This is a genomic window from Flavobacterium fluviatile (genome assembly GCF_010645065.1).
Classification (GTDB): Bacteria; Bacteroidota; Bacteroidia; order Flavobacteriales; family Flavobacteriaceae; genus Flavobacterium; species Flavobacterium fluviatile.
The window spans coordinates 120,839-133,695 of the sequence record NZ_JAADZW010000012.1; the positions used below are offsets into that span (position 1 = coordinate 120,839).

Sequence of the window (12,857 nt, forward strand, 5' to 3'; positions counted from 1 at the left end):
TAAAGTTTTTTTAGTTTTTTTTAGTAGTTTAAAGTGGTAAATATATTTGTTACAATTTTTAAAAAAAAATAAAAAAGCATAAAAAAAGCAGAATTTATACAAACAACATAATTTATTCAACAATGTGTTGTTTTTTTTAAAGTAACGATATGGTTTTAGTGATTATTCCAAAATTTTGTTTTTCACATCTTTGCTATAATTTCTTCCAATTGGAATAGTGTAAGACAGAATTTGAACACGGTTTCCTTCAATCGATTTCACCTTATTAAGCGCAATTACATACGATTTGTGAATGCGTATAAATTTATCATTAGGCAGTTCTTCTGTTTGGGCAGTCAGGGATTTATGAGTAATGTAAGTTTTGTCGGAAGTAACAATTTTTATGTATTCTTTCATTCCTTCAACAAATAAAATATCTTCAATATTGATTTTCATCATTTTCTTATCTACTTTGATGAAAATATGCGCGTCTCCTTTGGAAATTTCGGTTTTGATATTGTTTTTTAAATTGTATTCGGTAGTAATTTTGTTGATACATTTGATGAACCTTGGTAATGGAATAGGTTTTACGAGATAATCTAAAACATCAAGGTCGTAGCTTTCGGCGGCAAATTCCCTAAAAGCAGTTGTAATGATGACTTTTGTTTTATTTTCGATTAAGCTAATTAATTCAAAACCTGTCATCATGGGCATGTTGATGTCTAAAAAAACAGCATCGACAGGTGTACTGTTTATAAAATCCAGTGCTTCTAAAGAATTATTGAAAGTACCTATAACCTCAAAGTCGGGAAAATTGGTAAAGTAGTTTTGTAAAACTTTAATAGCTAAAGGTTCATCGTCGATTAATAAGCATTTAATCTTCATTATGAATAGGTATTTGCAATCTTATTATATAGTAGTTTAGCTTTGTTTTGTATTCAAGGCTATAATTATTTTTGTAAATTAATTTTAATCTTTTCCTGGTATTCACTAAACCGATACCGCCTTTGGGATTATTTTTTTGTGAAATTACAAAATTATTAAGGATTTCAAAATCCAGCATTTTGTTGTCAGTAATTTTGCAGTTTATTTTGATCTTTAGATTCTGATTGTTTAATCCTCCGTGTTTAAAGACATTTTCAACTAATGAAATAAAAATTAAAGGAGGCACTTTTATGTCTTCAATATTAGATTCAAGGTTAATGGCTACTTCAACGTTTTGAAAGCGAAGTTTTTCAATTTCGATATAGTTGTGAATATAATCTATTTCTTTTATAAGGAGTACGGATTTGGTTCCTTTTACATCATATAGAACATATTCCATAAGCTTTGATAATTTAATAATGACATCAGGAACCTTGTCAGAAGATTCTAATGATAAAGCATATAAATTATTTAGCGTATTAAAGAAAAAGTGAGGCTGAATCTGATTTTCGAGATATTTCAGTTTTATTTTAAATTGATTTTCCCGCAAAGATCTGTTTCTTTCTCTCTCACGAAGCCATGTTAAAGTAAGGTAAACAGAAGATGCCATTGCCAGTACATATAATTCACCAATGCAGACTGCAAGAATATGATTGATATCAAACGGCTGATATTCACGATTTGCTTCTGGCCATATATTTTCTGAAATAAGATAATAGGTGAGTGCGGTTTTGAGTAAATAGACAACAAAAAGGCTGATTAATAGTGCAATGGTGTATTTAAAATATTTTTGTTTTAGCACATAGCGACGAACCAGAACAAAAAGATTAAAATAGACAAAAGGGATATGAAGGGAAAATTCAATAAGGTTTGATTTAAATGAATAATCATAATCATTAAAGTAGGCTCCCCATCTTAAAAAATTGAGTGTAAAATAGCCTCCCCAGAACCAGATGTGATTTCGAAGTTTAATTTCAAAATTTAATTTTTGAATTTCACTCAATTTAACAATGTATTAGTATATTGTACATATATGAATTACTATGCAACTTTAAACAATTAGTTGGTGAAACGCAATTTTTTTGAAAAAAAAATTGTAAAATTATATAAAGCCTGTATTATTTTATTAAGATAACGTTTTCGTAAAACGTATTATTGATTGATTTATGTCGTTGGTTTAAAATTTGAAGCAGTTGGTATAAATTATTTTTTTTAACAATCCCTTAAGAATAAATTTACATCCATAACTAACAAAATAAATAAACATGAAAAAAATTTTCTTAATCTTTATGATTGTTTTTACAGCGCAGGTTTCACTTGCTCAGGTAAAAAATGTCAAGGGTTTGATTACAGATTCTGACGGGATGCCGTTACCAGGGGCATCTGTTTCTGTACAAGGAGGTCAAAAAGGAGCTACTACCGATTTTGACGGTTTGTACTCAATTGATGTGCAAAGCGGACAAACATTAATTTTTACTTATGTGGGTCTTGAAACACAAAAAATTGTTGTTGGAGATGCCGCTACAATTAATGTTAAAATGAAACTGGCAGCTTCCAATGCCTTAAATGAAGTGGTAGTAACTGCGTTAGGTATTAAAAGACAAAAGAAAGAACTGGGTTATGCAGTTCAGGATCTTAAGGGAGACCAATTAAACAAAGTTATTACTACGAACGTTGCTACTGCGCTTTCCGGTAAGATTGCCGGTGTTGATGTTTCTATTCCGGCCACGGGAGTTGGAGGATCAACAAGGGTTATTATCAGAGGTATTTCCAGTATTGGTGAAAGCAATCAGCCTCTTTATATTGTAGATGGAGTTCCTATTGATAACTCAGGTTTGAGCAATGACACTGCTGCTACAAGTAAATGGTTTGACGGAAGAGATAACGGAGACGGAATTTCAAGTATTAATCCAAATAATATTGAAAGCTTAACTGTGCTTAAAGGAGCTGCCGCATCTGCATTATACGGATCCCGAGCTTTAAATGGTGTTATTTTGATTACAACCAAAAAAGGAAGCAAAGGCAAATTACAGGTTGAACTTACAAGTGGTGTTAGTTTCGACAGAGTAAATGCTAAATACGAAGACTATCAGACGGAATATGGTTCCGGATCAAATGGTACTTTACCGGATCCGACAAAAGCTCCGTCTGAAATATATAGTTATACTACAAATGCATGGGGGCCTAAGTTTTCTGAAAGTGTAGGGCAGCAGATAAAAATATTTGATGGTTCTATGAAACCATATGCAAGAGTAGAAAATAATATTCAGGATTTTTTCAAAACTGGTGTAACACTTTCAAACGGAATCTCATTATCAGCAGGTAGCGAAAATGCTTTTGTACGTTTCGGATACAACAACCTGACAAATGATGACGTTATTCCGGAATCAGGGATAGAAAGAAATGATGCAAGTTTAAACGGAACTATAAAATCAGATAAATTTACTTTGGCTGCAAACGTAAATTATATGGTTGAAAACACACAAAACAGACCAGGATTAGGAGATTCACCAAATAACGTTGGTTATTCATTAAGTTCATTAGCTCCAAGTTTTGATCAGGCATGGTTAAAAAATTATAAAAACGAAGAAACAGGCCAGATTTATCCATGGAACAATAATGTGTATCAGTTAAACCCATATTTTACTACACAGGAAAATCATAATACATCTGTAAAAAATCGCTTTATAGGAAATGTTACCGGAACTTATCAGTTTAAAAACTGGTTAGCATTAACTTTCAGAACAGGTATTGATACTTATGCTTTTAGTGCTAAAGATTTCATGGCGGCAGGAAGTACATGGCCTGGAAGAGATCAAGGCTATTTAGGATTGGATAATATTGATGTTTCAGAGATGAATACGGATATTATTGCCACTTTTAGTGATATAAAATTAGCAAATGATTTAACTTTTTCAGGAATTTTAGGTACTGCAAGAAGAGATTATAATAGAGAATATAATTCTAGTTTCGGAACAAATATTATTGAGCCAGGAAATGAATACATAAGCAATTTTTCTTCTAAGACAATTAATGCTCCTGTCGTAACCAGAACCAGAACGAATTCGGTTTACGGTTCTGCTAAAGTTGATTACAAAGGGTATTTGTATGCTGAGTTTACAGGAAGAAATGACTGGTTTAGCGTTATATACAGTGGTGATGAATCAGCTTTTTATCCGGCAGCTTCGTTAGGTTTTATATTCTCTGATGCCTTCAATATTCAGAGTGATACATTTAACTATGGAAAATTCAGAGCTTCTTGGGCACAGGTTTCAAACGCACCGGGAGCTTACAAAAATGCACTTAACTATACTACTTTTTCATCTTATGACGGACAAAGTGTAGTTAATATTAAAAACTCTGCTGCACCAAATGCTAATTTGACTTATCAGTCTAAAACAGGTGTTGAGTTTGGTGTTGAAACAGCATTCTTTAAAAACAGATTAAAAGCAGATATTACAGTTTACCGTGAAGATACTTCTGATCAGACATTAGATTTAGCATCTTCTGCAACTTCAGGTTATGAATTTCTTTCTGTAAACGCAGGACAATTAAGAAATGAGGGTATTGAGGTTTTCTTATCAGGAACTCCAATCAAAACCAATAATTTCGAATGGGGAATTGACTTGAACTTCTCAAAAAACAAAAACTCTATTATTTCATTACACCCGACAATCCCTACATATGCTATTTCTGAAGCTCGTTGGGCCGGAGCAGCTATCGTAGCTCAGGTTGGCGGACAATACGGAACTATAATAGGAAAAGATTTCCTTAGAACACCTTCAGGAGAAAAAATTGTTGACGCAAATGGTATGCCTTTATTCACTGATTCTAAGGTAGCTTTAGGTAAAGGACTTCCTGACTGGTCTGCAGGTTTAACCAACAGATTTTCTTATAAAGGAATTACACTTCAATTCTTAATCGATATGAAGTTTGGAATGGACGTATATTCTATGACGAATTCATTAGCTGCACAAAAAGGACTTTTAGATGTAACTACAGAAGGAAGAGATGCTTACAATGCAGCTAGAGCAGAGGCAGTAGCAAACGATCCTAACTTTAGCCAGGCAACATGGATTCCTACTGCTGGTTATGTAGCAGAAGGTGTTGTGAACACCGGAACAGCAGCTAACCCGGTATATGTTGAAAATACAAAACCTATCAATCCTCAGGATTACTGGACTACTGTTTTCAATAATACCCCTGCACCTTTTATTTATGATGCTTCTTATGTAAAATTAAGAGAGGTAAGTTTAGGGTATACTATTCCAAAGAGTGTTTTTAGCGGAGCAAAAATCAGTTCAATTTATGTGTCTGCATTCGCAAGAAATTTATTAACCTTTAATAAAGATTTGCCAAACGTTGATCCTGAGTCTATGTACACTTCAGGAAATGGACAAGGATTTGAATATGGTTCTCTTCCATTCAGAAGATCGTATGGTTTTAACATTAAAGTTGCATTCTAAAAAAAAGAAATTATGAAATTTAAAAAAATAATACTAGCCATAGCCATATTGTTAACCACAGTTGGCTGTACTGAGAATTTTGATGAACTGGAAAAAGACCCGGTTGCGTTGTCGGCAAATCCGGCAGGACAGCTAACATTTACCCAACTATGTATGTCTGGTGACGGTTATTACCAATGGAGAGCTAATTTGATTTATTCAGGTGGTTTTGTACAACACTATGCAGGTGCGTGGAACGTGACAGAGTTTGGAAGCAAATTCAAGAAAAACGACGACTATGCAACAGCAATCTGGAGAAACGGTTATGCAAATGAGCTTAAAAATGTGGTGGATATTTTGGATAAAACCAGCGGTAATCCAGCTTTAGTAAATATGAATGCCGTAGCAAAAATCATGAAAGTGATGGTCGCACAACGTATAACGGATCTTTATGGAGATATTCCTTATTCTCAGGCTGGAAAAGGATTCTCACAAGGAATTGTAACACCAAAATATGATACGCAGGAAGAAGTGTACACAGCTTTTTTTAGCGAATTGGACGAGGCTTATAATCAGTTAAATGCTGATGGTGGTGCTATCAAAGGCGATTTGTTTTATAATGGTAATATTGCAAAATGGAAAAAATTGGCTAATACTTTAAGATTGCGTTTAGGAATGAGGCTTTCCGAAGTAAAACCGCAAGAAGCTGAAAAACAAGTAAAGGCAGCATTGCAAAATGGTGTTTTCGAAAGTAATGCTGATAACTGTATAATGAAACATCTGGATGCAACTTTTAATGATAATCCTGCGTCTATAGATTTTAGAGGAAACGGTTTGGCATATGCTTTAGTAGGTAATGAAAACGGAGATCACTTTAGTTCGCTGGTAATCGATTATCTGAGAGATAATGGTGATCCAAGACTTACGATGCTTGCAACTCCTAAAGCAACATCTTCTATGCCAGGAAAAGGAGGACAGCCTGTTCAGCCTGGCGAAAAACTATATGAGGGTGTTCGTCCGGGAACTTTTAGATGGGATACACCTGGAGGTTCAAGTGCGGCATCAGGGATTCAGTCTTATTTTAAACAAAAAACAACACCTTTTTTACATGTAAGTTATTCAGAAACACAATTATTGTTGGCTGAGGCTGCTTTCAGAGGGTGGGTAACAGGAACTTCTGCTGCAGAATATTACAAAAAAGGAGTTGAAGCAGGTATCAAACAATTGGAAATTTATGGTGCAACTCCAGCTACTCAGGCAGCTGTTGATGCTTATACAACGGCAAAACCTTTAGTTTCAGGAACAGAAAAACAACAAATAGGGACACAGCTTTGGATTACATACATTTTTAATAGTATAGAGGCTTACTCAAACCAGAGAAGAACAGGATTCCCTCAATTATTGGCTATAACGAATTCTGATTCAGAAACAGCAGGTGTTATGCCAAAACGTTTGTATTATCCAAATGATGAAATGCAGAAAAATCAAACAAATTATTTAGACGCATTGTCCAGAATGGGCGGAACAAATGACTGGCTGAATAAAGTTTGGTGGGATGCCAACTAATAAATGATCCCCAAGTTATGCCTGATAAGGTGTTATTTTTATTAATTAAATTAAAACAATTTTTAAATTAAAAATAATGATAAAAAATAAAGCCTTATTAGGCATCCTTTTCTTTATTGGTTCACTTTTTACTTCTTACAGTTGCTCCAAGGACAACGATACAGAAACTGATAATTCAAAAACTAAAACTGCCAGGGTCGTAGGATATTTATCAACAGATAATTTTGCTAAAATGAGTTCGGTACAATTTTGTAAGCTGACTCATCTTAATCTGTCATTCGCAAATCCGGACAACACAGGTAATTTGATTTTTGATGGTGATATTGATGCTGTTATTGCACATGTAAAAGGTATAAACCCGAATATTAAAATATCTGTTTCTATTGCCGGGGGAGTTATCTCTGCAGAACAGGCTGCTAATTGGTCATTGCTTATCGATAAGCCTGAAAACAGACCTGCCTTTATCAAAAAAATAATGGATTTTGTTGAAGTTCACAAACTGGATGGCGTCGATGTAGATCTGGAATGGGATGCGGTGACTACAGGGTACAGTGGCTTTGTTATTGAATTAAAAAATGCCATAAAAAGCAAAAACAAACTTATTACGGCAGCTTTACCAAACAACACACGTTTTGTTAATATAAACAATGAAGCTCTTAATGCTTTTGACTTTATTAATATTATGGCTTATGATATGACAGGACCATGGGCACCTGATAAACCGGGTCAGCACAGCTCTTTTAATGATGCGAAATTAGGAATCGATTTTTGGAATAAAATGCAAAATGTACCAAAAGAAAAACTGACACTCGGTGTTCCTTTCTATGGCTATAATTTTACTGATCCCGTTGCTACGAGTGTCACTTACGGACAAATGGTTGCATCCGGAAATCAATTTGCAGAAGTAGATGAATTGGGCAAAATTTATTATAACGGAAGACCAACTATTGAGCAAAAGGTTCAATTGGCTTCAGAAATGACTGGAGGCATCATGATTTGGGAAATTGCCCAGGATTCATTTGATCAATATTCTTTATTGGATGTGATTCATAAAAAATATACAAAACTCGGATTTGTTACAACTGATTTATGTGGTAACTAAAAGTCTTGTAAATCAGGCGAATTTTAAGGGTTAAAAGTTCCTTTTATTGTACAAAAACGTGTTATTGACTGAATAGTGCTGTTGGTTTAAAAGTTTAAGCAGTTTGTATAAATAATTTTTTTGAGGAATCCTTTAAAAATAAATTTGCAGAAAAGAATATAAGTTAGGTTAGTAATTTGTTAAGTGTTTAAAGGTTAATTAATTACATATAAATCTTGCTTTTATATATAATTATCAAAAAAGAAAAAAAATGAAAAGTGCTTTAGAAATAAAACCTGATATCAGTTATAAAAGTGCAGGAAAATTTGAAGAAACCAGATTTGAGAAAATTCATAATGAAATCTTCAAAAATTCTGCAGAGGCTTCAGTTATCGTGGCTCAGGAAATCGCTCAGTTAATTAGATCTAAACAAGAGAAAAATAAGTCTTGTGTTTTAGGGCTGGCAACAGGTTCTTCTCCTATAAAAGTATATGAAGAGTTAGTGAGAATGCACAGAGAAGAAGGATTAAGTTTTAGCAATGTAATCACTTTTAATCTGGACGAATATTATCCAATGTCAAAGGAGAACAATCAGAGCTATCACTATTTCATGCATCAGCATCTTTTTAATCATATTGATATCGATCCTGAAAATATTAATATTCCAGATGGTACCGTTGCAATTGATGAACTGAATCAATATTGTATCGACTACGAAATGAATATTAAACAAGCCGGAGGTCTTGATTTTCAATTGCTGGGAATTGGACGTACAGGTCACGTAGGTTTCAATGAACCCGGATCACACATTAATTCAGGAACCCGTATTATTACACTCGATCATATTACACGAGTAGATGCTTCATCTGACTTTAATGGTATTGACAACGTTCCTAAACGTGCTATTACGATGGGGGTTTCGACAATCATGAGGTCGAAAAGAATTGTACTGATGGCCTGGGGACAAAACAAAGCAGATATTATCAAAAGAACCATTCAGGGTGATATCAGTTCTGAAGTTCCTGCTACATTTTTACAAAACCACCCTAATGCAACTTTTGTTTTAGATCAGTCTGCAGCTTCAGAATTAACGCGTTTCAAAACGCCGTGGTTAGTTGGAGAATGTATCTGGACACAGGAATTAAAAAGCAAAGCGATTGTTTGGTTGTGCCAAAAAACAAAACAGTCGATTTTAAAATTAACAGACCGTGATTACAACAACAACGGAATGTCTGATCTTTTGGCACAGGAAGGTTCTGCTTATGATTTGAATATCAACATGTTCAATGTACTACAGCACACTATTACCGGATGGCCGGGCGGAAAGCCTAATACAGATGATTCACATCGTCCGGAAAGAGCAAATCCTGCAAAAAAACGAGTAATTCTTTTTAGTCCCCATCCTGATGATGACGTGATTTCTATGGGAGGGACTTTTTCAAAACTGATAAAACAGGGACATGATGTACACGTAGTATATCAAACCTCAGGAAATATTGCAGTTACAGATGACGAAGCATTAAAATTTGCTGAGGTTTGTAATGATTTTATCGGAAATAATGATGGTGTCATAAACTTTAAAGAGGTAATTGAATTTCTGAATAACAAATCAGAGGATCAGGTAGATTCTTTGGAAGTAAGAAAATTAAAAGGATTAATTAGAAGAAGAGAGTCTTATGCCGCAGTTCGTTATATTGGCTTAAAAGATGAAAATGTACATTTTCTGGACCTTCCTTTTTATGAAACCGGTCAGGTTAAGAAGAATCCGCTTGGTACTGAAGATATAGCTATTGTAAAAGATATTATTGCCAAAATTAAACCACATCAGGTTTTTGCTGCGGGTGATCTTGCTGATCCACACGGAACGCATGAAGTTTGTCTGAATGCCATTTTTGCTGCGATGAAAGAACTGAAACCTCAAAAATACATGGATGACTGCTGGTTGTGGCTTTACAGAGGGGCATGGCACGAATGGGATATTCACGAAATTGACATGGCTGTTCCGCTTTCTCCATCCGAAGTATTACTTAAACGTCATGCGATTTTATACCACCAGTCTCAAAAAGACAGGGTGATGTTTCAGGGAAATGATTCCAGGGAGTTTTGGGTTAGGGCAGAAGACCGAAATAAAAATACTGCTATTCTTTACGATGAATTAGGTTTGGCAGAATACGAAGCTATTGAGGCTTTCAAACGTTTTGATTACTAAGATTATTTTTAGCATTTGATTTATTATAGTAAGTCAAATTTCCAAATTCAGATTGATTTTTTGCTGATAGTGAGGATCAATAAAGAAATCATTCTGGATTTTTTCATCTATTTATTAATGTTGTCTCAGGATAACCATTTTTCCAAGTGCCATAAAATGAAATATATACTAGTCCTACTATTAGCAGGTTTAACTTCAAGTGCCCAGATTAAAAAAGAGCAGCTAAACCTTATGCCCTGGCCTCAAAATGTTGTTTTAAATGATGGAAATTTTACTTTGAATAAAAATTTTAAAGTAAATATTACCGGAAATCCAAATCAGAGAATTTTTGGAGGGGTAACCCGTTTTTTACGTCGTTTAGATGGAAGGACAGGACTTTTCTTTGGACAGGATTTTGTTACAAAATTAAACGAGGTTCCAACAGCTGAACTTCAGATAAATTGTGCCAAAGGCGGAAAAATTGGTCTATATGAAGACGAAAGTTATCATTTAGATATTAAACAAAACAAAATTACTATCGATGCAACAAGCGATTTAGGAGCTTTACACGGTCTTGAAACGTTATTGCAGATACTGCAGAACAATGGTAAATCATTTTATTTTCCAAACGCACAAATTTCAGATTTTCCAAGATTTACCTGGAGAGGTTTGATGATCGATGCTTCAAGGCATTTTCAGCCGGTAGATGTTATCAAAAGAAACCTTGACGGTCTCGCAGCTATGAAAATGAATGTTTTTCATTGGCATTTAGTAGATGATCAGGGCTGGAGAATCGAGATGAAAAAACATCCAAAACTAATTGAGTTAGCTTCGGATGGAATGTATTATACACAGCAAGAAATTAAAAGTATAGTAAAATATGCTGATGAGCGCGGTATTTTAATCGTTCCGGAAATAGATGTTCCAGGTCACGGAACAGCAATATTGACTGCTTATCCTGAAATAGGAAGTAAAGTGATTTCTGTAAAGGGAGGAGCAGAAAAAAGTGTCCAGGGAACTGCAATTACAACCTATAGTGTCGAAAGAAATGCGGGTATATTTACGCCTACATTAGATCCCACAAATCCAAAAACCTACCAATTATTAAGCGAAATCTTTGATGAGGTATGCCCATTGTTTCCCGGAGATTATTTTCACATTGGAGGCGATGAAAATGAAGGAAAGGACTGGGATGCCAATCCTAAAATTCAGGAATTTAAAAAGAAAAATAAGTTAGCAACAAACCACGAACTGCAGACGTATTTCACCATGCAACTGGCTCCGATGCTTAAAAAACACGGAAAACAACTAATGGGCTGGGAAGAAATCTTAACCAAAAACCTATCAAAAGAAGCCATTGTTCATTCATGGAGAGGACCTAATGAAGGGGTTCTTGCAGGTCAGTCTTTAGCAGAAGCGGTAAAAAAAGGGTATAAAACAGTATTGTCAAACGGCTATTATATCGATTTGATGTACCCAATCGAAAGCCATTATTTAACTGATCCAATGCCTAAAGGAGTTGAGTTAACAGCAGAAGAAAAGGCAAGGATTTTAGGTGGTGAAGCTCCAATGTGGACAGAATTGGCTACTCCTGAAACAATAGATTCCAGAATTTGGCCAAGAACAGCAGCAATTGCAGAAAGACTTTGGTCGGCCGAAGATATTACTGACGTTGAAGATATGCGCAGGCGACTTGAAACCGTTTCTTTCCGATTGGAAGAATTAGGGCTGACACACATTCGCAACAAAGATGTCATTTTAAGAAATATAGCCAACAATCAGGATATAAAATCGCTTAACGAATTCTCAAATGTCTGCGAACCGTTAAAAGGATATACACGAAATAAAAACGGAACAGAATATCAAACCTATTCGCCGTTCACGCTTTTTGCAGATGCCTGTACGCCGGATGCAAAAGATGCATTGGCATTTGATAATGCTGTAACGCAATATCTGGCAAGCAAAACAGCTGAAAATAAAGCAAAAGTTACTGCATTTTTTTACAAATGGATTGCCGTAAATAAAGAATTAAATGACTTAAGTGCCAACGCACCTTTAGTACAACCAATCCTGCCTTTGGCTAAAAAATTAAGCGATGTATCTCAGGAATTGTTGTTGGTTTTAGATAATAAATCAGCTTTAAAATTACAGGATTTAAATAGTTTAATCGAGCAATGCAATACAAAAGACCATGCCGATGTTGAGTTGGCGATATATGCAAGCCTAAAAAAGTTAATATAAAAGTTTGAGTTAGTAAGTAGTTTAAGTTAAATGTGATTAATTGGTTTATCTCTGTCAGGTTTTCATCTGGCAGAGATAATTTTAACCAGATTAGCTTATTGAATTTTAAAAAAAGAAATAGAAATAAAATGTGGGAACGGTTAAAATTGAGTTTGGTTATTTATTTTTTAATCTAAGTTTTATTTCAAATTAATGTGTCAGTTTTGGGTAATTTGTTATTTGGTTTTTGCCCGAAAAAGAACATTATAAGCCTGGCAAGCAATTGTCAGGTTTTTTTTGTTTAAGTTTTAGGAGCTGTGTCCTGCTTTCCGCTTAATCTTTTGTGGCAAACCCCGCCACAAAAGGATAACGCTTCAATCAGGGCTCATATCTTTGACATAGATTAAAAATATGAAAATGTATCTTTGAAATACTAACAATTAATAAACAAAAC

General features: G+C 34.5%; 7 protein-coding genes. 5 read left to right on the forward strand and 2 right to left on the reverse strand.

What is annotated here, in order from left to right:
• Nucleotides 1-162 precede the first annotated feature (162 nt).
• Together GXM17_RS13330 and GXM17_RS13335 are read right to left on the reverse strand one after the other, a co-directional pair.
• Entirely contained in the window at nucleotides 163-864 is a 702-nt protein-coding gene (locus tag GXM17_RS13330; RefSeq protein WP_163399820.1) for a LytR/AlgR family response regulator transcription factor, read from the reverse strand.
• Nucleotides 854-1,906 (reverse strand): sensor histidine kinase, encoded by a 1,053-nt coding sequence (locus GXM17_RS13335; RefSeq protein ID WP_163399821.1) that lies wholly within the window; start codon nucleotides 1,904-1,906, stop codon nucleotides 854-856. The genes GXM17_RS13330 and GXM17_RS13335 overlap by 11 nt, the downstream gene beginning before the upstream one ends.
• Before the next feature lie 262 nt (nucleotides 1,907-2,168).
• Between GXM17_RS13335 and GXM17_RS13340 the strand changes: the two genes are divergently transcribed.
• The 5 genes from GXM17_RS13340 (at nucleotide 2,169) to GXM17_RS13360 (ending at nucleotide 12,424) form a co-directional block, all read left to right on the forward strand.
• A complete protein-coding gene (locus GXM17_RS13340; RefSeq protein WP_163399822.1) occupies nucleotides 2,169-5,369 on the forward strand; it encodes a SusC/RagA family TonB-linked outer membrane protein in 3,201 nt (1,066 codons plus the stop codon).
• A 12-nt stretch (nucleotides 5,370-5,381) separates the two neighbouring features.
• On the forward strand, nucleotides 5,382-6,914 hold the full coding sequence (locus tag GXM17_RS13345) for a SusD/RagB family nutrient-binding outer membrane lipoprotein (RefSeq protein WP_163399823.1): 1,533 nt from the start codon (nucleotides 5,382-5,384) through the stop codon (nucleotides 6,912-6,914).
• Nucleotides 6,915-6,990: 76 nt separating this feature from the next.
• Nucleotides 6,991-8,016 carry a glycosyl hydrolase family 18 protein gene (locus GXM17_RS13350; RefSeq protein WP_163399824.1) on the forward strand — a complete coding sequence of 342 codons (1,026 nt, stop codon included), beginning with the start codon at nucleotides 6,991-6,993 and terminating at the stop codon, nucleotides 8,014-8,016.
• 250 nt (nucleotides 8,017-8,266) lie between these two features.
• Nucleotides 8,267-10,204 carry a glucosamine-6-phosphate deaminase gene (nagB, locus tag GXM17_RS13355; RefSeq protein ID WP_163399825.1) on the forward strand — a complete coding sequence of 646 codons (1,938 nt, stop codon included), beginning with the start codon at nucleotides 8,267-8,269 and terminating at the stop codon, nucleotides 10,202-10,204.
• A gap of 156 nt (nucleotides 10,205-10,360) precedes the next feature.
• Nucleotides 10,361-12,424: a beta-N-acetylhexosaminidase gene (locus GXM17_RS13360; RefSeq protein ID WP_163399826.1), complete on the forward strand. Its 2,064-nt coding sequence runs from the start codon at nucleotides 10,361-10,363 to the stop codon at nucleotides 12,422-12,424.
• The last annotated feature ends 433 nt before the right edge of the window (nucleotides 12,425-12,857 follow it).